Annotated in this window: 19 protein-coding genes; 5 read left to right on the forward strand and 14 right to left on the reverse strand. The window is 45.1% G+C overall.

All coding sequences use genetic code 11. The annotated features are described in order from the left end of the window. Nucleotides 1-163 precede the first annotated feature (163 nt). A complete protein-coding gene (locus tag LVJ86_RS04560; protein ID WP_047760458.1) occupies nt 164-766 on the forward strand; it encodes a helix-turn-helix domain-containing protein in 603 nt (200 codons plus the stop codon). A 115-nt stretch (nt 767-881) separates the two neighbouring features. Here LVJ86_RS04560 and LVJ86_RS04565 read toward each other — a convergent pair whose 3' ends face one another. After that, nucleotides 882-2,162, reverse strand: a complete 1,281-nt coding sequence (locus LVJ86_RS04565) for an MFS transporter (RefSeq protein WP_047760457.1) — start codon at nt 2,160-2,162, stop codon at nt 882-884. A gap of 185 nt (nt 2,163-2,347) precedes the next feature. Here LVJ86_RS04565 and LVJ86_RS04570 point away from each other — a divergent pair, with 185 nt between their 5' ends. Beyond that, entirely contained in the window at nt 2,348-2,515 is a 168-nt protein-coding gene (locus LVJ86_RS04570) for a hypothetical protein (RefSeq protein ID WP_162488656.1), read from the forward strand. Between the two features lie 206 nt (nt 2,516-2,721). Here the strand turns inward: LVJ86_RS04570 and LVJ86_RS04575 are convergent, their stop codons facing one another. The 8 genes from LVJ86_RS04575 to LVJ86_RS04610 all read right to left on the reverse strand — a co-directional run bounded on the left by LVJ86_RS04575 (nt 2,722) and on the right by LVJ86_RS04610 (nt 7,685). Next, the gene (locus tag LVJ86_RS04575; protein WP_047760456.1) at nt 2,722-3,240 is read right to left on the reverse strand and encodes a hypothetical protein; all 519 of its coding nucleotides are present in this window, start codon (nt 3,238-3,240) and stop codon (nt 2,722-2,724) included. Between the two features lie 18 nt (nt 3,241-3,258). Continuing rightward, nucleotides 3,259-3,666, reverse strand: coding sequence for a hypothetical protein (locus tag LVJ86_RS04580; RefSeq protein WP_047760455.1), 408 nt, complete (start codon nt 3,664-3,666; stop codon nt 3,259-3,261). Continuing rightward, nucleotides 3,659-4,306 (reverse strand): hypothetical protein, encoded by a 648-nt coding sequence (locus LVJ86_RS04585; protein WP_053008299.1) that lies wholly within the window; start codon nt 4,304-4,306, stop codon nt 3,659-3,661. Before LVJ86_RS04585 ends, LVJ86_RS04580 begins: the two co-directional genes overlap by 8 nt. 142 nt (nt 4,307-4,448) lie before the next feature. Continuing rightward, the gene (locus LVJ86_RS04590; protein WP_161796044.1) at nt 4,449-4,607 is read right to left on the reverse strand and encodes a hypothetical protein; all 159 of its coding nucleotides are present in this window, start codon (nt 4,605-4,607) and stop codon (nt 4,449-4,451) included. A gap of 15 nt (nt 4,608-4,622) precedes the next feature. Further along, entirely contained in the window at nt 4,623-5,282 is a 660-nt protein-coding gene (locus LVJ86_RS04595; RefSeq protein ID WP_047760454.1) for a hypothetical protein, read from the reverse strand. Between the two features lie 143 nt (nt 5,283-5,425). Beyond that, entirely contained in the window at nt 5,426-6,085 is a 660-nt protein-coding gene (locus LVJ86_RS04600; RefSeq protein WP_244702616.1) for a hypothetical protein, read from the reverse strand. A 143-nt stretch (nt 6,086-6,228) separates the two neighbouring features. Then, nucleotides 6,229-6,885, reverse strand: coding sequence for a hypothetical protein (locus tag LVJ86_RS04605; RefSeq protein WP_244702617.1), 657 nt, complete (start codon nt 6,883-6,885; stop codon nt 6,229-6,231). 143 nt (nt 6,886-7,028) lie between these two features. After that, nucleotides 7,029-7,685 carry a hypothetical protein gene (locus LVJ86_RS04610; RefSeq protein ID WP_244702618.1) on the reverse strand — a complete coding sequence of 219 codons (657 nt, stop codon included), beginning with the start codon at nt 7,683-7,685 and terminating at the stop codon, nt 7,029-7,031. A gap of 551 nt (nt 7,686-8,236) precedes the next feature. Here LVJ86_RS04610 and LVJ86_RS04615 point away from each other — a divergent pair. Both LVJ86_RS04615 and LVJ86_RS04620 read left to right on the forward strand, forming a co-directional pair. Continuing rightward, entirely contained in the window at nt 8,237-9,631 is a 1,395-nt protein-coding gene (locus tag LVJ86_RS04615) for a DHA2 family efflux MFS transporter permease subunit (RefSeq protein ID WP_047761623.1), read from the forward strand. Between the two features lie 17 nt (nt 9,632-9,648). After that, on the forward strand, nt 9,649-10,461 hold the full coding sequence (locus LVJ86_RS04620; RefSeq protein ID WP_047761624.1) for a PPK2 family polyphosphate kinase: 813 nt from the start codon (nt 9,649-9,651) through the stop codon (nt 10,459-10,461). A 138-nt stretch (nt 10,462-10,599) separates the two neighbouring features. On the opposite strand, the gene LVJ86_RS04625 is transcribed toward LVJ86_RS04620, so the two are convergent. The 4 genes from LVJ86_RS04625 to alaS all read right to left on the reverse strand — a co-directional run bounded on the left by LVJ86_RS04625 (nt 10,600) and on the right by alaS (nt 16,461). Next, nucleotides 10,600-10,968, reverse strand: a complete 369-nt coding sequence (locus LVJ86_RS04625; RefSeq protein WP_047761625.1) for a YkvA family protein — start codon at nt 10,966-10,968, stop codon at nt 10,600-10,602. Between the two features lie 150 nt (nt 10,969-11,118). Continuing rightward, entirely contained in the window at nt 11,119-11,748 is a 630-nt protein-coding gene (locus LVJ86_RS04630) for a 3'-5' exonuclease (protein ID WP_047761626.1), read from the reverse strand. Then, complete coding sequence (locus LVJ86_RS04635) at nt 11,748-13,556, reverse strand: DUF294 nucleotidyltransferase-like domain-containing protein (RefSeq protein WP_047761627.1); 1,809 nt, start codon at nt 13,554-13,556, stop codon at nt 11,748-11,750. Before LVJ86_RS04635 ends, LVJ86_RS04630 begins: the two co-directional genes overlap by 1 nt. 280 nt (nt 13,557-13,836) lie before the next feature. Then, a complete protein-coding gene (alaS, locus tag LVJ86_RS04640; RefSeq protein ID WP_047761628.1) occupies nt 13,837-16,461 on the reverse strand; it encodes an alanine--tRNA ligase in 2,625 nt (874 codons plus the stop codon). Between the two features lie 224 nt (nt 16,462-16,685). Between alaS and LVJ86_RS04645 the strand changes: the two genes are divergently transcribed. After that, complete coding sequence (locus tag LVJ86_RS04645) at nt 16,686-17,852, forward strand: polyamine ABC transporter substrate-binding protein (protein WP_047761629.1); 1,167 nt, start codon at nt 16,686-16,688, stop codon at nt 17,850-17,852. A 354-nt stretch (nt 17,853-18,206) separates the two neighbouring features. Here the strand turns inward: LVJ86_RS04645 and ppsR are convergent, their stop codons facing one another. Then, a complete protein-coding gene (gene ppsR / locus LVJ86_RS04650) occupies nt 18,207-19,025 on the reverse strand; it encodes a posphoenolpyruvate synthetase regulatory kinase/phosphorylase PpsR (protein WP_047761630.1) in 819 nt (272 codons plus the stop codon). Nucleotides 19,026-19,241: the final 216 nt, after the last annotated feature.

Raw genomic sequence — 19,241 nt, forward strand, 5'->3', positions numbered from 1 at the left:
AGTGGAATTTTTATAGATGCTTAAGTGCAAAACAGGGGTTGTGATAAAATGCGCTAGATTCAGCCCGCCGCGCATATAACTGGCTAACTTGCTCGGTGTGCTTTTATAAACCGCATATCAATAAAAATTGATTCCTCCTTATCGCCGATATTCCAAATTTATTATGAAAAACCAAGAACAAGCAGGAAGCACGCACGAACAAAGTAATAATTTTTTGGCCAACCGTTTACATACTTTGCGTAAGCAAGCTGGGTTGACTTTGCAGCAGTTGAGTGAAAAAAGCCATATTTCCGTATCGGCTCTTTCCAAGATTGAAAAGGGGCAGTTGTCGCCTACTTATGAAAAAATCGCTTCTTTGGCGCGCGGTTTGAATATCCATGTTGCAGAACTATTTCATGAAGAGACTGCCGCTATGCCAAACGGACGCTTGACGGTTAGCCGTGCCGGTAGCGGGCGGATACACAGTACCGACCAATACGACTACCGGCCATTATGTGCGGAATTGAGCAATAAACAATTTGTGCCGCTGTTAACGCGTATCAAGGCCAGAAACGTGCATGAATTTCCTACCTTGCTGCAACACGAAGGGGAAGAATTTATTTATGTGTTGGAGGGCGAAGTAACACTCCATACCGATTTTTACTGTCCGACAATGCTGAGCCAAGGCGATTCCTGCTATTTCGATAGCGGTATGGGACATGCTTGTGTGGCGGGCTCGGAAGATGCTTGGGTATTGTGGGTATCTTCGCATACTTCGTTCGCTTAGATCCGTATGCAGTTTATCTAAAAAATATAATTATCTAAAAAATATAACCGTTGATTATAGAGTAAAGGCCGTCTGAAACTTTCAGATGGCCTTTGTTTACCGGTTCGACAGATAGTTAATGATCCAGTTTTTTACCTGCCGCTTCACTTACCGCAGCAATGGCCAACAACGATACCACGCCGGTAAAGATGATATAACAGGCAATCGGCACGTAAGAATGGTCAAACTCTTTAAGCAAGAATGTTGCAACCAACGGTGCTGTACCACCTGCCAAGGCCGCACCGATTTGATAACCCAGCGTAATACCGGTATATCGTACATTGCTTTTGAAAATTTCAGAAAACATCGTACCCAATACTGCGGTAGTAGGGGCCCAGATAATGCCCAATCCGATCACAGTTGCCAATACCAGCATGAAAAACGATTGGCTTTGCAGCAACCAAAAATAAGGGAAGGCGTACAACATCATCAGCAGAACACCACCGATATACACGGTTTTACGGCCGATTTTATCGGAAAGCGCACCCATCATCGGAATCAGGATAGTCGTGATGATGGTGGCAATGGTAACAGCATTAAGCACCTGAGTACGGCTGAAGTCCAGCTCTGTTGTCGCATAGTAAACAATGAAGGTAGACATGATATAAAAGGGAGCGGTTTCAACGAATTTCGCACCCACGGCAATCAATACTTCACGTTTGTGATGTTTGAGTGTTTCAAACAAAGGCACGGCTACGACATTGCCACTCTCTTGGTTTTTCTTGAAGGAAGGCGTTTCATCAATGCCTTTGCGAATCAACAGGCCGACAAATACCAATACTGAGCTCAACACAAACGGCACGCGCCAGCCCCATGACAAAAATGCTTCGTCGGGCAGCATACTCATCACGGTAAGCGCCAAGGTAGCCAACAGCATACCGATGGTAACCCCCATTTGCGGTACGCTGCCGAAAAAGCCACGTTTATTATCGGGTGCGTATTCGACCGCCAACAACATAGCACCACCCCATTCACCGCCAATGCCCAAGCCTTGCACCAAACGCAGCGTAACCATCAAAATCGGCGCAGCAATACCGATAGCTTGGTAAGTAGGCAGAAGCCCCATCAGTACAGTCGCACCACCCATTAGAGACAGGGTGAGTACCAGCGTTTTCTTACGGCCGATTTTATCGCCAATATGACTGAAGATAATGCCGCCGAACGGGCGGATGAAAAACGACAAGGCAAATGAAGCAAATGCCAACATCGTGCCGACAGCAGGGTCTTCGGCAGGGAAAAACAATTGGTTGAATACCAATGCCGCTACCGTGCCATAAAGGAAATAGTCGAACCATTCGATTGAGCTGCCGACCAAGCTGGCGAGCAATACCCGGTTGGATACTTTTTTACTGTGCATAGCTTCTCCTCTGATGCATGTTTTAAAAAATGTAAATTTATTTTATACGCTATTTAATTTTCTTAAAAGAAAATTTTATCGAAAAATATAAATCACATACTGATTTTTCAGACGGCCTTCAATTTAACTGCAAGACAAGCGGCGAAAGGCGTACAATGAACACATATTATTGATTTCGAACAGCTATGAATGCCCGTTTGCCTTCGAAGTGGCTGCCTTTGCTGCTGGCGGTTGCGATTTTTATGCAGTTGCTGGATGCCACGATTTTAAACACGGCCTTGCCAAAGATGGCGGTTGATCTGAATGTGCCGTATTTTATTTGGCATATTCTTTATGCTGGTTTAGGATTTTGAATTGATTTGGAATTTTGAATTAGAGAGAAGCGCTGATGTTTAAGCTGATGTTTAATATGTTGGCTGATTTAATTTATTCAAATCACAACTTGAAGATAGGGGAAAGAGAAAGCTTTCCCCTGCTGATTTTATATAAGCAGATCAAATAAAATTATAGTTTATTAAAAGGTGAAAGAAATCTATGCTTTTTATGATTAAGCTACTTTTCAAGGCGCGCGCTTTTTGACAATCAAGTAGTTTCCGTATTTGCTTTTATCTGTTTTGACACACAAATATTCCCCGCAACGGGTTATATCGGATTCGTTAATCAATTTTACCATCTCAGCTTCGGGTTTGAGATCCTGAATAATTGATTTATAGTATAACGATAAAGCAATGCCGCATACCAGCAGCAATCCCAAACTGCTTGCCGTAATGATCCAACTTAATTGGGCCAACCGGCGGTTTTTTGCGGAAGTGGCCTCCAGATAAGTGTTGAATTCCTTTGTATGATGAATAATACTGTCGCGTGCATTGTTGAGGGTCTGCTCATAATCACTGATACTTCGTTCCAAACTATTTTTTACATCGGTTCGAACCGATTGAACTATCTCGCTTCGTGCCTGTTCTAAATGATGCGAGATTTTGTCATTTGTCTGGTTGCCTATAGTTTGGCATTGATCTTGAAAAAGCCGCATCAGCTCAGCAGTTTCATTAATCAGCTGACTTAATCTGTTTTCGTTCATTTTCCCATCTTTTAAAAATTATCTTGAAATTGACATGCCATGGTTCATTTCTTGCCGCTGTGCATCTTGCTGGAGCTGAATTTGCTGTTTGTATTTGATGGCTTCGTCGGCTCTCTGCATCATCTCTTTTCCTGCTTGATTATCCCCGAGGGTATTAATAGTTTGGGTGAAAGTGATGCTGTCGGAAGCTGCGGCAGATTTCAGCATATTGATTTTATCGGATAAAGACGGCTTCTCCTGTGCAGGTGCGTTGTCGGCAGATGCAGCAGGTGCTTTCACAAGAGAATCTTTACGCTCTTGCTCAGCGGATTGGCGAAGGCTTTGTTCGGTAGATTGGTAATAAAACCCATCTGCTTTAGCGCGCGCGCCTGCTTCAACATCTCCGGCAATAACTTCTACTGCTTTACGGGAGGCATTACTAAGCACCTATGTAATGTGAACCGTAAGTAATATAAACACGGTTATCATGGATATCCCGGTCAAATTTATTGACCATTGCACGGTATTCTTCATTCCGTTGCAGATATTCTTGCGGACGGGTTAGCACGCCTATACCGGGTTCGGTAAAATTGGCAATACCGTGTTTACCCAAGGCTGTACCCAACACCGGTACCGGACTTCTAGAGTCAAACGGGTCCAATCTTGACATGGAAAGAGGCAGTGTAAAAGGCAGCCGCCGGTCATGGTTGGCATAGCCGCCTTTATGTTCCAATGCTTCGATTTCTTCAGCAGTAGCATATTTTTTTACCGCACCGTAATGCGGAGAGGCGGCGCACACCACATCAGTGGCCATACAGAGGTTGGTAATGCCACGTGCTTCTGTGTCGGCGGGAATGCGGTAGCCCAAACCGGCCGAGCCGTAGCCGTTGTAGGTATAGGCATGGTCGATGGCATCGCCGAAATAGTGCTTCAGGTATTGAACTTCAGCGCCGCCAAGGGAGTGGCCTGCCAAGTAGACGTTAGGGGAAATACCGCTGATATTACTTTCTGTTTTAGCATATTCAAATAGACGATAGCCAAATTCGCGTGCCTCGTCGAATTGAGGGTTGGTACGGGTCAACACCATCGCACCGTCTGTCCACAGTCCATCAACCAGCAGCCCTTCCGTTCCGCGGATGGTACCGTGAAATGCTTTGGTAGTTTGGCTTTGGTAAATCGAACCATTGAAGCCGTCGCCTCTGATAGAGCTGTGTTCATTAGGGAAATCTTCAATAACGTCTAAACTCTTCTACTTCCCCGTCGGGATAAATAACCCTGACAATCTGCTTCCCATCTTTCACATTGATACGGTGTTTATGATCGGAATAGCTGTCCTCGGCTAAAATGGCATTTAAGTATTCGGCTTTATTAAATGTTTGCTCAGTCATTATTTTTTCCTGACTTCATTTTTTCCTGACTTCATAGCGGATAATAGCTAATTGTTTTTTTTGTTCTTCCCCAAATTTTTCTTTGGAAGAAAGTTGTACTGTAAACTTCTTAATACTGTTACTGTTGCCTCTTGGTTGGTTGAATCTCCAAAGCGTGTAATAACCATCTTGGCGATATAGATTGTCTGAAACCTTATCCCTGTCTGTTACACGTCCGGAATAGCGAACCATACTGATGTTCGGATTCGGTTCAAAATCCATACCCAATAATCCCCACTGCCAATGACAGGGTTTTTCTTGGTTTAAATAATCTTCATCCAGTAAGGCATCGAAATATACCGTGCCTTTGTAGACGTTTGAATTGACTTTTTCAAACGGAACAGAAATCGTTGCTTGAAAATTAGCCCGTGCTCCCATTAGTTTATTGGTGTCATATCGGCAGTTAGGAATGAAATAATGTGCATAGGCGGAAACTGCTTCGAGATTGTCGGGCGCGTCTTTCAGCGTAACGGTAAATTCATAAGCCTCTTTAGGATTGGGGTTTTTTTTAACCTGAAATTTTTCCTGATTGACGGTTTGCTGGATATCGTTCATCGGTTTTCCTGTAACGTTGGTACAGCCTGCTAAAGCGAGCAGCAGCACTGCGGGGTGGATAAGGGAGAAACGGGGCAACATGGCATGCTCCTTGTTTTAAATCGGTTGGCAAGATTGTTTTCAGACGGCCTATTGTAAATAATGTTGTTTGTGAATTGTATGGTTTATTAACGTTAGGAAGAATGTTATTGGGATATTCGGTTTTGTTAAAGGATTGTTGGCTATTATTTTTTCCTTACTTCATAGCGGATAACAGCTAATTGTTTTTTTTGTTCTTCCCCAAATTCTTCTTTGGAAGAAAGTTGTACTGTAAACTTCTTAATACTGTTACTGTTGCTTCTTGGTTGGTTGAATCTCCAAAGCGTGTAATAACCATCTTGGCGATATAGATTGTCTGAAACCTTATCACTGCTTGTTACACGCCCGGAATAGCGAACCATACTGATATTCGGATTCGGTTCAAAATCCATTCCGAATAAGCGCCACTGCCAATGGCAGGGTTTTCCTTGGTTTAAATAATCTTCATCCAGTAAGGCATCGAAATATACCGTGCCTTTGTAGACGTTTGAATTGATTTTTTCAAACGGAACAGAAATCGTTGCTTGAAAATTAGCCCGTGCTCCCATCAGTTTATTGGTGTCATATCGGCAGTCGGGAATAATGTAATGTGCATAGGCGGAAACTGCTTCGAGATTATCGGGAGCATCTTTCAGGGTAACGGTAAATTCATAAGCCTCTTTGGGATTGGGATTTTTCTTGACCTGAAATTTTTCCTGATTGACGGTTTGCTGGATATTGTTGACCGGTTTTTCCGTAATATTGGCGCAGCCTGCCAGAGCGAGTAGCAGCATTGCAGGGTGGATAAGGGAGAAGCGGGGCAGCATAGTATGCTCCTTGTTTTAAATCGGTTGACAAGATTGTTTTCAGACGGCCTATTGTAAATAATGTTGTTTGTGAATTGTATGGTTTATTAACGTTAGGAAGAATGTTATTGGGATATTCGGTTTTGTTAAAGGATTGCAGGCTATTATTTTTTCCTGACTTCATAGCTGATGGTTGCTAAATGCTGTTGCTGCTCTTTGCCGAACTGCTCTTTGGGAGATACATGTAAAGTAAATTTTTTATCCATAGGTTTTCCTACGAGTTGGTTATATTTCCAAAGTGTAATATAACCTTCTTGGCGGTATAGGCCGTTTGAAACCTTATCACTGTCTGTTACACGTCCGGAATAGCGAACCATACTGATGTTCGGATTCGGTTCAAAATCCATACCCAATAATCCCCACTGCCAATGACAGGGTTTTCCTTGGTTTAAATAATCTTCATCCAGTAGGGCATCGAAATATACCGTGCCTTTGTAGACGTTTGAGCTGACTTTCTCAAACGGAACTGAAATCGTTGCTTGAAAATTAGCCCGTGCCCCCATTAGTTTATTGGTGTTATATCGGCAGTCGGGAATAATGTAATGTGCATAGGCGGAAACTGCTTCGAGATTATCGGGAGCATCTTTCAGGGTAACGGTAAATTCATAAGCCTCTTTGGGATTAGGGTTTTTCTTGACTTGAAATTTTTCCTGATTGACGGTTTGCAGGATATCGTTGGTCGGTTTTCCTGTAACGTTGGTACAGCCTGCCAGAGCGAGCAGCAGCACTGCGGGGTGGATAAGGGAGAAACGGGGCAACATGGCATGCTCCTTGTTTTAAATCGGTTGGCAAGATTGTTTTCAGACGGCCTATTGTAAATAATGTTGTTTGTGAATTGTATGGTTTATTAACGTTAGGAAGAATGTTATTGGAATATTCGGTTTTGTTAAAGGATTGCTGGCTATTATTTTTTCCTTACTTCATAGCTGATGGTTGCTAAATGCTGTTGCTGCTCTTTGCCGAACTGCTCTTTGGGAGATACATGTAAAGTAAATTTTTTATCCATAGGTTTTCCTACGAGTTGGTTATATTTCCAAAGTGTAATATAACCTTCTTGGCGGTATAGGCCGTTTGAAACCTTATCACTGCTTGTTACACGCCCGGAATAGCGAACCATACTGATGTTCGGATTCGGTTCAAAATTCATTCCTAATAAGCGCCACTGCCAATGGCAGGGTTTTCCTTGGTTTAAATAATCTTCATCCAGTAAGGCATCGAAATATACCGTGCCTTTGTAGACGTTTGAGCTGACTTTCTCAAACGGAACTGAAATCGTTGCTTGAAAATTAGCCCGTGCTCCCATCAGTTTATTGGTGTCATATCGGCAGTCGGGAATAATGTAATGTGCATAGGCGGAAACTGCTTCGAGATTATCGGGAGCATCTTTCAGGGTAACGGTAAATTCATAAGCCTCTTTAGGATTGGGATTTTTCTTGACCTGAAATTTTTCCTGATTGACGGTTTGCTGGATATTGTTGACCGGTTTTTCCGTAATATTGGCGCAGCCTGCCAGAGCGAGTAGCAGCATTGCAGGGTGGATAAGGGAGAAACGGGGCAGCATAGTATGCTCCTTGTTTTAAATCAGTTGGCAAGATTGTTTTCAGACGGCCTATTGTAAATAATGTTGCTTGTGAATTGTATGCTTTATTAGCGTTAGGAAGAATGTTATTGGGATATTCGGTTTTGCTAAATGATTACTGGTTATGACTGCTTTATGATTTTTATAGCGGATAGTTATCTTAGATTTTTTCTGAATTGTCTATATTTTTATGATTCTAATATCGAATATATAAAATTTAGTGATATTGTATATTGGATCTGTAGCTAAAAAATTCATGATTAAGGAAATTAATAACATTAGCTATGTTTAATTTTCAATAGTCAATTAAAAAATTGAAAAATGGTGAATACTTTTTAAAAAGTTAGAAATTAGATTTATTTTCTATTGGAAATTTTTAATCTTTTAAAATTTTCTGCTATTTAATTTTCTTAAAAGAAAATTTTATCGAAAAATATAAATCACATACTGATTTTTCAGACGGCCTTCAATTTAACTGCAAGACAAGCAGCGAAAGGCGTACAATGAACACATATTATTGATTTCGAACAGCTATGAATGCCCGTTTGCCTTCGAAGTGGCTGCCTTTGCTGCTGGCGGTTGCGATTTTTATGCAGTTGCTGGATGCCACGATTTTAAACACGGCCTTGCCTAAAATGGCGGTTGATCTGAATGCGTCGCCTTTAAATATGCAGTCGGCAGTGATCGCCTATGCGCTAACTTTGGCTTTGCTGATGCCTTTGAGCGGCTATTTGGCCGACCGTTTCGGTACGCGCAAAGTGTTTATTGTGTCGGTAGCGGTTTTTATGCTCGGTTCGACTATGTGTGCCGCCTCAACCAATGTTTCCGCTTTGGTAGCGGCAAGGGTGGTGCAGGGGATAGGCGGTTCGATGCTGGTGCCTATTCCGCGGCTGACTTTATTGAGGGTATATGAGAAGTCGCAATTGCTCAATGCGATTAATTATGCCGTTATGCCGGCTTTGCTCGGCCCTGTATTGGGGCCTTTGGTGGGTGGTTATTTAGTGGAATATGCCGGTTGGCATTGGATTTTTCTGATTAATCTGCCGATTGGTGCATTAGGTATTGTGATTGCATTAAAAATTATGCCTGATGTCAGAGGTAAGCTGAGCCGTTTTGATTTGCCGGGCTTTTTATTGTTTGCTATTGCCGCATGTTCGTTCAGCTTGGGCGTTGAGTTGGCGACCCATTCGCGGGCTTGGTCGTTTTCTTTATTGTTGGCTTTAGCGGGAGTAGCGTCCGCTTGGCTGTATTGTCGGCATAGTGCCCATAGCAAAGCACCTTTGTATGCCCGCAATTTGTTCATGGTGCGTACTTACAGATTGGGTTTGGCCGGAAATTTATTCAGTCGTTTGGGTATCAGTGCGGTACCGTTTCTATTGCCGCTGCTTTTTCAAGTCGTACTCGGCTTGAGTGCGAGTTTGTCGGGTTGGCTGGTTGCGCCGCTTGCTATGGCTGCTTTGTTGATGAAGCCTTTGATTAAACCTGTGATGGATAGATTCGGTTATCGGCGGGTTTTGGTGTTTAATACCCGGTTGCTTGGCGTGCTTATTATGTGTTTGGCCCTGCCCGAGGGAGATGCTCCTTTGTGGCTGTGGGCGGTTTTGCTGTTTTTAATCGGCAGTAGCAATTCGTTACAGTTTTCGGCAATGAATACCCTTACTATTTCTGATTTGCGCCCCTATCAAACGGGTAGCGGCAACAGCTTGATGGCGGTCAACCAGCAGTTGGCGGTTAGTTTGGGTATCGCATTGGGAGCCTTGGTATTGCAGGTTTTTAGTAAAAGTACCATCGGAGAAGAAAATCTGCATAATGCATTCAGATATACTTTTGTGTATATTGGTATGGTAACGTTTGCTTCTGCTTGGATCTTTGCACGTTTGCACCGTTCCGATGGTCAAAATCTCTTAGTAAAAACACCTAACCACTAATGAGAGGGGAATATCCGATGTCTTTTCCTATTCATAAATATCGTGCCGGCGGTAAAAAGCTGGATTTCAAACAACGTAGGCCTGATGATAAATCCGATGTGCCGCAAAAAAAGGCTGACCGCCGTGCGGAAACCGAACAGCTGGGTCAAGAGCTCAATAGCTTGCAGGATATTCTGTATGCGGAATCGAAGCACCGTTTTTTAGTGGTTTTGCAAGGTATGGATACTTCGGGTAAAGACGGTACGATTCGTGCTGTTTTCAGAAGTGCCGATCCTTTGGGTATGCGTGTGCAGGCTTTTAAGGCACCGAGCGAAGAAGAAAAGGCGCGGGATTATTTGTGGCGCGTACATCAGGTAGTGCCGAAAAACGGTGAAATCGTAATTTTTAACCGCAGCCATTATGAAGACGTTTTGGTTACGAAAGTGCGCGGTTGGATAGACGAAGCCGAATTTGAACGCCGTATCCACCATATTAATGATTTCGAACGTATGTTGGCTGAAACAGGCACTACGGTGATTAAAATCTTCTTGCATATTTCGAAAGAAGAACAACGTGAACGTTTGCAGGCCCGCTTAGATGAGCCTGATAAAAATTGGAAATTCAATCCCGGTGATTTGGAAGACAGGAAATATTGGGATGATTTTATGCAGACTTACCAAAACGTAATCGCCGCTACCGATAAAGATCATGCACCGTGGTATGTGGTACCGGCCGATTCCAAATCAGCGCGCAACGTGGTTATCGTTAATATTTTGCTTGAGCATTTGAAAAAGCTGAATCCGGCTTATCCTGTGGTCGATAAAACAAATTGGCCGGATAAAATCGAATGATATGGAATACTTCTATTAAAAATGCCGTCTGAAATTTTCAGACGGCATTTTTTGTAAAATCAATCATGCGTATTTTATTTTCAATAAAAAAGCAGTTGAAAATAAAACAGCTGCTTTGATTGAATGCAAAAGCAAAATTTATTTACGCAAAAGCTCTTCGGTTGCAGCGCGTGCTTTATCACTGATTTCTTCTGTGAGATAGGCCTTCATTTGGGAATAAACCAATGCGATGACGGCAATATCGTCGGTGAAGCCGAGCGGACCCAGTAAATCGGGAATGCTGTCGATAGGGCTGAAGAAATAAACCAGTGCGCCCAAAATAATCATCTTGGCGCGCTTAGGTGTGCTTGGCTCTTTAAACAGAAAATATAAGGCGTAAAGCTGTTTGATAGCCGGTGCACCCAAGCGGCCGGCAAAGCGTGCCAGCTTGCGCAGGAAGCCGGGTTCATCGAGCTTTTTACGGCGGAATTTGGGGATAAACTCTTCGGGCGAAGGGTTTTGTTTCATACGGCATCCTTTCTGAATAAAACAGAGCCTTATCGGCATCAACGAAACCACGATAAGCAGCGGTAAGCCGGTTTGCTTTCGGGCTGAGTTCAAAATGGAGTAATGTGCTTGTTATTTCAAGACCCTGTGTTTTCAGGCGGCATTGAAAAATTATGTTTGGGAACGTTTGCGTCTTTTTTCACGGTTCATAAGGGCCAGATACATCATGGCAACATTAATCGAGTCGTTTAAAGCATCGTGGCGGGGCAGGTCGGGGATGCCGAGTTTTTCTACCATGGTAGCCATGCGTAGGTCGATATAGGCATTATGTATGGTTTTATTCATTTCTTGCTGGTAGAAAATACTGGAAACCTCTACCTGACGGTTGGGCAGCTTGATGCCGAGCATGGGTTTTAAAAATTTGTTAACCATGGCGATATCGTATTCCAAATAATAGCCGACCAAAGGCCTCCCGCCGATAAAGTTTAAAAAGCGGTGCAGGGCTTCTTCTATCGGCATGCCGTCTGAAAGATCTTTAGGCCGTAAACCGTGTATGGTAACGTTGGCTGCCTCCATAATGCCTTCGGGCTTGACCAATACGTAAAAAGATTCGCTGGTTAAGATTTCGTTGCCGCGTATTTTGACTGCGCCGATGGAAATAATTTCACCCTCTTTCACATTCAGGCTGGTGGTTTCGCAATCAAAGCTGACCAATTCGGTAGGATGCTCTTCATAAAGAAAATCGTAGCGGGAATCGCGCAGTTTTTTACGCTCGCGCTGCTTGAAAAAGTTTTCAAACATCAGTGCACCCCCAAATGGAAATGATGGCTGACCATGGCTTTGAAGCGTTTGACTACTTGCAAGGCGTCTTTAAGCAAATCACGCTCAAGGGTGGAGAGCTGTTCGGTGTCGACTTGGTTCGGCTCGATCAGACCATGCTCGCTTAATGCGCTCAAGCCGGATTTCAGGCGCAAGTCCATCAGATAACCGAGTGCTTCGGCAGTATCTTTGCCCAATTGCTCATCCAATACTTTCAGCTGTACGAGTTTGGCGATGCGTTCGAAAGAGTTGGTTTCCTCTACCCGCGCTTCTAAAGCTAAGGCCCGGAGGCCGTGAACAACGGGGAAAGTTCCCATTTTTTTGATATCCATTTTGTCATGTTTGCCGCGACCGAGAAGCTGGGTAAAGAATCCTTTGCTGTGGGTGTCGAAAAGCTCAATGGCACGGGCAAAAGCCATCAGCATGCCGGCATCGTTGCTGAGGGTTTTCTGAAGATGCTGCTTCAATTCGGCTAACATATTTTCTGATCCGGCAACGGCTTTCGCATCAATAAAAATAGCCAGATTCATCATGGATTCGGGGCTGGGCGAAAGGCACCAGCGGGTAAGCATTTTCTTAAACTCGGACAGGGTTTTGCGCCATAACGGGTTGTTGACCATGATTTTGCCGTTGCAGGGCGGGTAGCCCAAACGCTCCAGCGTGGCGGAAAATTCGGCGGCGGTTTTTTCCGCCAAGACCAAATCGGCTTGCTCGGTGAGGATAAGGGCGTTGTCTTGGTCGGTTTTGAGAATCTGTTCGCCTCGTCCTTCCGAACCCATTACAATCAAACATGAATTTTCATAAAGTTCGGGCGGAGCTAACAGCCGCCATACTTTTTCAAACAGGCTTGAATTCAATACCTGCATCAGCTGTGCCAATTGCGGCGCGCGCACGCCGTTGTTGCGTAAGATTTGTATGGACTGCGTCATTTGGGAGGCGATGTCGACCAGCTCGTCTATCGTTTCCGCACGTTCCAAACGCTGGGCGACAAGGTGGGTGTGGTTGGAGAAGTAGGCCAGCACGTCAATTTGCTCCAAGGCGCCGACAGGCTCACCGTCTTCCAACACAATCACCCGCTGGATTTGGAATTGGGTCATACGCAGCAGGGCGTTGAAAACAAAATCTTCAATATCAATAGCAATCAGGTTGAAAGTAGACCATTTGCTGACGGCTTCTTCAGCAGACGCGCCGGCAATCGTAATATCTCGAAATGCCGACTCGGTAAATAAGCCGACTTGGCTTTCATGCTTCACCAATACCGATTTGCTTTTACGCTCTTTCATCACCTTTGCGGCATCTAAAATACTGGCTGATCCATCTAACCATACCGTATTGTGGCGGTAGGCATCGCGCACTTTTGCCGTAAACAGGCTTTCAAACTCGTGCTGTTTGCTGTTTACCGAAAGGCTGGACAGTTTTTCCGCAACGCTGGCATAGAAATAAGCACCGAAGCGAGGATTGGATTCCATCAGCTGCATCACGGTAGCTTTGGGAATGGTGTAAACAAGCGCCTGTTCTTCTACGGCAAACTGATGAGAACTCGCTCCTTCAACCAAAGCCCGCGCTTCAAAAGTATCCCGTGGGCGGTAGATAGCCAGCACCTCGCCATCCGGCCCTGTTTCCTTAATCATGCCTTTAATCACGACATACAGATGATCAATATTTTGCTGCGGGCTGATGATGACTTCATCGTCATTAAAAAATGCGATATTCAGCGATTCTTGCAGGATTTTTTGCTCGGAATGACTGAGCATATCGTAAGGCGGATAGTCGAAATCGAAGCGTTCCATTAGCACATCCCTTGATAATAATTGAATTGACGAGAGGCCTGCGAAGCGAAAATACAAATAAGAAGTGAAGTTGTTTTTGTTTTACGGGCTAAAATGCCCTTGTTATATTTCAATCGGGTATACCACCTACTATACCTAAAATTTTCGGGATTCGGTTATGTTTTTTATAGTGATTAGGGAAGGGGTAAGGGATTGCTTTGATTGATAAAATAGGATTAGGGTAGGCATAAGGCCGTCTGAAAATAAGTTTCAGACGGCCTTTTATTGATAAATAGCAGGATTAAGCAAGTTTACTGCTTACCCATCCCTCCACTCCATCTAATGCTTCAGTCAGCTTGCCGACTTCCGTGCCGCCGGCTTGTGCCAAGTCGGGACGACCGCCGCCTTTGCCGCCGATTTGTTCGGCAACAAATTTCACCAAATCTCCGGCTTTGACTTGGGTGGTTAAGGGTTTGGATACGCCTGAACACAGTGATACTTTGCCGTCGTTTACCGCTGCCAGCAGCACAACGGCTTGGTCGGATTTTCCGGTCAGGTCGGTAACGATATCCCGCAGAGCGGCAGCTTCGGCGTCGATTTGAGCGACTACCAAGCGGGCGGTGCCCAAGTCTTTGGCGTTGTCGAGCAGTTTGGCGGCGGCGTGTACGGCCAGTTCGCCTTTGGCTTTGGCCAGTTCTTTTTCCACCACTTTGGCTTGTGCGGCCTGGGCTTGGATTTTGTTCAAAACGTCTTTTTCGGTTTGCGCTTTCACTTCGCCGATGATGTCTTTAATCAGGCGTTCTTGGTTTTGCGCCCATTGCAGCGCGTTCAGACCCGTGATGGCTTCCAAACGGCGGACGCCTGCGGCGATACCGCCTTCGCTGATGATTTTAAACAGGCCGATGTCGCCGGTGCGGGCAACGTGGGTGCCGCCGCACAATTCGGTAGAGAAATCACCCATTTTTAATACGCGCACTTCTTCGCCGTATTTTTCGCCGAACAGCATCATGGCACCGGCGGCTTTGGCATCGTCCATGCTCATCACGGCGGCTTCAACGGGTACGTTGGCCAAGATGGCGGCATTGACGCGGCGTTCCACTTCGGCGATTTCTTCGGCGCTGACTGCTTGCGGGTGGGAAATATCGAAGCGGGTAAGTTCGGCGGTAACCAGCGAACCTTTTTGTTCGACATGGCTGCCCAATACATCGCGCAATGCTTTGTGCATCAAGTGGGTTGCGCTGTGGTTACGCATATTGGCATTGCGGATATCGTTGTCGATTTTGGCGGTAACGGTGTCGCCGACTTTCAGACGGCCTGAAACCAACACGCCGAATTGGCCGAATACGGCGGCTTTGATTTTTTGCGTATCGCGCACTTCAAAGCGGTTTTCGCCGGCAAAGATATAGCCGACGTCGCCGATTTGGCCGCCCGATTCTGCATAGAAAGGCGTAGTGTCGATCACGACGGCGCCGCTTTCGCCCTCGGCTAGTTCGTTAACGGCTTCACCATCTTTATAGAGTGCCAATACGGTGGCTTCGGTTTGGCGTTCGCTGTAACCGCGGAATTCGGTATCGCGGCCTTCGTAAGCCAGTTGCGCATCGGCTTTGAAGCTTTGGGCTGCGCGGGCGCGGGCGCGTTGGGCTGCCATTTCGCGTTCAAAGCCTGCTTCATCCATGTCGATACTGCGTTCGCGGCAGATGTCGGCCGTGAGGTCGTAGGGGAAACCGTAGGTGTCGTAGAGTTTGAAGATTACTTCGCCGTCAAGCTGTTTGCCGCCGTTTGCCAGGGCTTCTTCCAACAAGGCCATGCCGGTTTCCAGCGTTTGCGCGAAGCGGGTTTCTTCGTTTTTCAAGGCTTCGGTAATCTGCGCTTGCTTTTCTTTCAGTTCGGGATAAGCGCTGCCCATTTCGGCAACCAAGTCGCCCACGAGTTTGTGGAAGAAGGCTTGTTTTTGGCCGAGTTTGTAGCCGTGGCGTACGGCACGGCGGATGATGCGGCGCAATACGTAGCCGCGGCCTTCGTTGCTCGGCAACACGCCGTCGGCAATCAGGAAGGAGCAGGCGCGGATGTGGTCGGCAATTACTTTCAGGCTGGGCTGTTCCATGCTGAAGGGTGTGCCGGTTTCGCGGGCGGCGGCTTTGAGCAGGTTTTCGAACAGGTCGATTTCATAGTTGCTGTTCACATGCTGCATCACGGCGGCCATGCGCTCCAAGCCCATGCCGGTATCGACCGAAGGTTTGGGCAGCGGGTTCATATTGCCTTGTTCATCACGGTTGAACTGCATGAATACGCAGTTCCAGATTTCGATAAAGCGGTCGCCGTCTTCTTCCGGGCTTCCCGGCGGGCCGCCCCAAATATGGTCGCCGTGGTCGTAGAAGATTTCGGAGCAGGGGCCGCAGGGGCCGGTGTCGCCCATTTGCCAGAAGTTGTCGGAGGCGTATTTGGCGCCTTTGTTATCGCCGATACGGATGATTTTTTCAGACGGCAGGCCGATTTCGTTTTGCCAGATGTCGTAGGCTTCATCATCTTCGGCGTAAACGGTGGCCAAGAGTTTTTCTTTAGGGATGTTCAGCCATTCGGGCGAGGTGAGAAATTCCCAAGCAAAATGGATGGCATCGCGTTTGAAGTAGTCGCCGAAGCTGAAGTTGCCCATCATTTCGAAAAAGGTATGGTGGCGCGCGGTGTAGCCGACGTTTTCGAGGTCATTGTGTTTGCCGCCGGCGCGTACGCATTTTTGTGCGGTAGTGGCGCGGTTGTAAGGGCGTTTGTCGAAGCCTAGAAATACGTCTTTGAATTGGTTCATACCCGCATTGGTAAACAGTAGGGTGGGATCATCGTGCGGTACTAATGAGGACGAGGCCACAATCTGATGGCCTTTGCTTTCGAAGAATTTTAAGAATTTTTGGCGTAGTTCTGCGGTTTTCATGATGTTTTCTATTTGAAAGTAAGAGGTTTTTCGAAGCGGCGCATATTGCTTTGGGGCCGTCTGAAAATGAAAATAAAATCTTGCTAATATTACCGCAGATTTAGGCCGCCGCCTACCCAAAACAAGCCTGTTGCTTTATACTTTTGCGGAATATTCGAAGCCTGCGGTATGGTGTAGCCGTGGGCTTGGTTATTTCCGACTAACCTTTTGCATAAGGAACTTTAATGATTAAAAAAATATCATTACTCGGCCTTGTGGTATTGGTGCTTTCGGCTTGCGGAGACAAGTCGAACGAAAAAAAACCGCCGAGTGCGGCTGCTTCAGCTGCTGAAAATACGCAAGCTGCAACCGCCCTTCCTGAAACTACTTCTTTGAAAATCTATAACTGGTCGGATTATGTCGATCCAGAAACCGTAAGCGCATTTGAAAAGCAATACGGTGTCAAAGTTACTTACGATGTGTATGACAGCGATGAAGCACTCGAGGCTAAAGTACTTTCCGGAAAATCCGGTTACGATATCGCCGGACCTTCCAATGCTTTTATCGGACGCCAAATTAAAGCGGGTGCATATCAAAAGCTCGATAAATCTTTAATTACCAATTATAAAAATATCAATCCTAAGCTGCTTGAGCTGATGCAGGAAGTGGATCCCGGCAATGAATACGCCGTGCCGTTTTTTTGGGGAACAAATACGTTTGCCATCAATGTAAACCGTGTGAAAAATGTTTTGGGTACCGACAAACTGCCTGATAACCAATGGGATTTGGTATTTAATCCCGAATATACGGCCAAATTGAAAAAATGCGGTATTAGTTATCTGGATAGTGCCGCTGAAATTTATCCGATGGTATTGAATTATTTGGGTAAGAATCCCAATAGCAGTAATATTGATGACATTAAAGCCGCGACTGAATTGCTGAAGAAAAATCGCCCCAATATCAAACGCTTTACTTCATCCGGCTTTATTGATGATTTGGCACGCGGTGATACCTGCGTTACCATCGGCTTTGGTGGTGATTTGAATATTGCTAAACGCAGAGCTCAGGAAGCTGGCGGTAAAGAAAACATCCGGGTGATGATGCCCAAAGAGGGAGTGGGTATTTGGATTGATTCTTTTGTGATTCCGAAAGATTCACAAAATGTACTGAATGCACACCGTTATATCAATCATGCTTTGGTGCCTGAAGTGGCGGCAAAAAATGCCGAGTATGTAACCTATGCACCTTCCAGTGTACCGGCGCGGGAGTTGATGGATACCCAATACCGTGATGACAATACTATTTTTCCGACGGATCAAGATATGGAAAACAGTTTTATCATGGTGCCGATTGAGCCTGAAAGTTTGAAATTTATGGTACGCCAATGGCAGAGTATCAAAGCCGGTAAATAGTTTTCTTACTGAAAGCACCGCTTAAAATGTATAGTCCCTTGAAATGGTTTTTTATTTAAAGGGACTATTTTTATGTGTAGGGTAGTGAAAAAGTAGGCAATTTGTTCTTGGTAATTTATGGGGCGTTTGAATGGTAGTGATTGAAATGAGGTTTTTTTATATAGAGTAACGGGTTTAAAAATTGCTTTGCTAGGCTGTTTGGGAATAAATTTTTGAGACGGTTCGGAGCAATGAATCAGAAAATAGTTGGAAAGTTAAAAAATACCGTCTGAAAAAGTTTCAGACGGCATCTATATAAATAATATGAAATATTATTGCTTAAGCAAAAGAATATTAATCAAACATTGATGTTGATTAAAAACGCCGCTTTAGTTTGCACATCTGCATAATGTTGACTGCCAGTTCCTCAACCGATTTATCTGTAGTGTTGGTAAAGGGGATGTTATGGCGCCGGAATATGGCTTGGGCATCAGACACTTCGCGGCGGCATGTGTTGATTTGGCTGTAGTTGGAATCGGGGCGGCGCTCTTGGCGTATGGCTTGCAGGCGTTCGGGCTGGATAGTCAGGCCGAATAATTTGTTTTTGTAAGCTTTTACCATGCGGGGTAGATCGGTGCTTTCCAAATCATCGGGTGTGAGAGGGTAGTTGGCGGCTCGGATGCCATATTGCAGCGCAAGATAGAGGCAGGTTGGCGTTTTGCCTGAACGGGAAACACCCATCAAAATCACATCGGCGTCTTTTAAGTCTTTGCCGCTAATGCCGTCGTCGTGGTTAAGTGAGAAGTTTACCGCCTCCATTCGTGCGTCATATCTTTCGGTATCTGCGATGCCGTGGTTTCGGCCGGCCTTGTGGCGTGCGGAAATGCCCAGCTCGCATTCGATTTTATTTAAAAATGCATCGAAAAAACTTAAATGCATACCCGCACTGGTTTTGACTATTTCACGGATTTTTTCATCGATGATGCTGGTGAATACCAACGGACGTTGACCACTTTGTTCTGCGGCATTATTAATAATATGTACTAAAGCCTGTGCTTTTTCCGGAGTATCGACGAAAGGATAGGTAGCCCGTTTAAAACTGATGCCTTCAAATTGATCAAGCAGGGCTTCTCCCATGCTTTCGGAAGTAAGGCCTGTACGGTCGGAAATAAAAAATGCAGGACGGCGTGCCATAGAGTTTCTCGCTTTAATATCGGTTCGGCTGTAAATGAAAACCGGCTTGTATTCTTTTAGGAAATAATAACTTAATTAATATATAGCCGATTGTGCAATTACATATCATACCAAGCCCGAAGGAGGGAATAAAGGGTTAAGCTGAAAACTACACATTATTACTAATGATTTTTAATAAAATGGAAATACACATATTTTTGAACTTTTTTGATTTTT

It is taken from the genome of Neisseria arctica (assembly GCF_022870905.1).
In the GTDB taxonomy this organism is placed as follows: domain Bacteria; phylum Pseudomonadota; class Gammaproteobacteria; order Burkholderiales; family Neisseriaceae; genus Neisseria; species Neisseria arctica.

Excerpts from the sequence above, each read along its gene's own strand:
- ppsR (WP_047761630.1), bottom strand. The coding sequence starts at position 19,025 with ATGGCACGCCGTCCTGCATTTTTTATTTCCGACCGTACAGGCCTTACT.
- LVJ86_RS04595 (WP_047760454.1), bottom strand. The coding sequence starts at position 5,282 with ATGTTGCCCCGTTTCTCCCTTATCCACCCCGCAGTGCTGCTGCTCGCT.
- LVJ86_RS04610 (WP_244702618.1), bottom strand. The coding sequence starts at position 7,685 with ATGCTGCCCCGTTTCTCCCTTATCCACCCTGCAATGCTGCTACTCGCT.
- LVJ86_RS04645 (WP_047761629.1), top strand. The coding sequence starts at position 16,686 with ATGATTAAAAAAATATCATTACTCGGCCTTGTGGTATTGGTGCTTTCG.
- LVJ86_RS04570 (WP_162488656.1), top strand. The coding sequence starts at position 2,348 with ATGAATGCCCGTTTGCCTTCGAAGTGGCTGCCTTTGCTGCTGGCGGTT.
- LVJ86_RS04565 (WP_047760457.1), bottom strand. The coding sequence starts at position 2,162 with ATGCACAGTAAAAAAGTATCCAACCGGGTATTGCTCGCCAGCTTGGTC.
- LVJ86_RS04615 (WP_047761623.1), top strand. The coding sequence starts at position 8,237 with ATGAATGCCCGTTTGCCTTCGAAGTGGCTGCCTTTGCTGCTGGCGGTT.
- LVJ86_RS04605 (WP_244702617.1), bottom strand. The coding sequence starts at position 6,885 with ATGTTGCCCCGTTTCTCCCTTATCCACCCCGCAGTGCTGCTGCTCGCT.
- LVJ86_RS04630 (WP_047761626.1), bottom strand. The coding sequence starts at position 11,748 with ATGTTTGAAAACTTTTTCAAGCAGCGCGAGCGTAAAAAACTGCGCGAT.
- alaS (WP_047761628.1), bottom strand. The coding sequence starts at position 16,461 with ATGAAAACCGCAGAACTACGCCAAAAATTCTTAAAATTCTTCGAAAGC.
- LVJ86_RS04625 (WP_047761625.1), bottom strand. The coding sequence starts at position 10,968 with ATGAAACAAAACCCTTCGCCCGAAGAGTTTATCCCCAAATTCCGCCGT.
- LVJ86_RS04560 (WP_047760458.1), top strand. The coding sequence starts at position 164 with ATGAAAAACCAAGAACAAGCAGGAAGCACGCACGAACAAAGTAATAAT.
- LVJ86_RS04590 (WP_161796044.1), bottom strand. The coding sequence starts at position 4,607 with ATGACTGAGCAAACATTTAATAAAGCCGAATACTTAAATGCCATTTTA.
- LVJ86_RS04620 (WP_047761624.1), top strand. The coding sequence starts at position 9,649 with ATGTCTTTTCCTATTCATAAATATCGTGCCGGCGGTAAAAAGCTGGAT.
- LVJ86_RS04585 (WP_053008299.1), bottom strand. The coding sequence starts at position 4,306 with ATGGTGTTGACCCGTACCAACCCTCAATTCGACGAGGCACGCGAATTT.
- LVJ86_RS04600 (WP_244702616.1), bottom strand. The coding sequence starts at position 6,085 with ATGCTGCCCCGCTTCTCCCTTATCCACCCTGCAATGCTGCTACTCGCT.
- LVJ86_RS04635 (WP_047761627.1), bottom strand. The coding sequence starts at position 13,556 with ATGGAACGCTTCGATTTCGACTATCCGCCTTACGATATGCTCAGTCAT.
- LVJ86_RS04575 (WP_047760456.1), bottom strand. The coding sequence starts at position 3,240 with ATGAACGAAAACAGATTAAGTCAGCTGATTAATGAAACTGCTGAGCTG.